Origin of the sequence: Polynucleobacter sp. (genome assembly GCF_040400325.1) — a bacterium.
Taxonomy (GTDB): Bacteria; Pseudomonadota; Gammaproteobacteria; order Burkholderiales; family Burkholderiaceae; genus Polynucleobacter.
In genome coordinates, this window is the sequence record NZ_JBBAQK010000025.1 from 1 (window position 1) to 923 (window position 923).

Below are 923 nucleotides of genomic sequence, written 5' to 3' on the forward strand. Positions count from 1 at the left end.
CCTATAGCTCAGTCGGTAGAGCAACGGACTTTTAATCCGTGGGTCGACGGTTCGAAATCGACAAAACCCACATTTTTTTGAGCGTGAATCTTCCTTTCTTTCCTTATCAAGCAGTCCTAGATTCTTTGTCTGTCGAGAATCTGTCGAGTTCAGTTTTGGCAAAGCTTCCATCGATAGCACCACGAAGCAATTCTTGATGTGACTTTGTCTCATGTCCGTAGATGTTGATCGTGGTTGAAGGGTTCGCATGACCCGCCATTTTGCTGACCGAGATAAGGCTTGTACCGCTAGCCAGCAGGGTTTCAAGGTATGGGGCACTACTTACTTTCAGATGGAGTTGTTGAATTCTATGGTTGGCCATTTCCACCTTTTGAGGAAAATGGGAGACCAATTAACGGCTTTGCCTTTGACGATTTCACGGCACGAATCAATTTCAATCCAAATGTTTTAGAGGCACATAGGGACTCAGAAGCTTAAAAGTCTTTGCTGGATTTCGGCATAGTGATTTACAAACAATCCATTTAAAGAGGGGTATTAATTACAGAACCCCCTCGGTTCAGCCATGGGTGGCCTGCTGTAACCCCTAGTTCAGAACCCCAAGAATCTCACCCACAAACTGAATTAAATGTCCGATTTATACCCATTCTGGGAACAAAATAAAAAGATTTTTCATAGATTTTTCATTTCACGCTCAAAATAAGCTCTCACGGATTTGCCAGAGCTCTTGGGATCCATTACCTTTATACCAAGAGCTTGTTGATCAAATCTAAAAGCTTTTGCAACACACCGAATTAAATGCAACAGCTATTGGAAATATCTGATAGCTTTAGCAAGTGACAGTGACTCAACAGAATCACTGAAGACCGAGAGATGGGAGAACGGCAGAGAGGAGGACCTCTCTGAGAAGTAAGCAAGGGCAAGAC

1 protein-coding gene is annotated in these 923 nt (G+C 43.2%); it reads right to left on the minus strand.

Annotation, left to right across the window (positions count from 1 at the left end; genetic code table 11):
- Nucleotides 1-106 precede the first annotated feature (106 nt).
- On the minus strand, nt 107-361 hold the full coding sequence (locus ABWP14_RS11120; protein ID WP_353203040.1) for a hypothetical protein: 255 nt from the start codon (nt 359-361) through the stop codon (nt 107-109).
- Nucleotides 362-923: the final 562 nt, after the last annotated feature.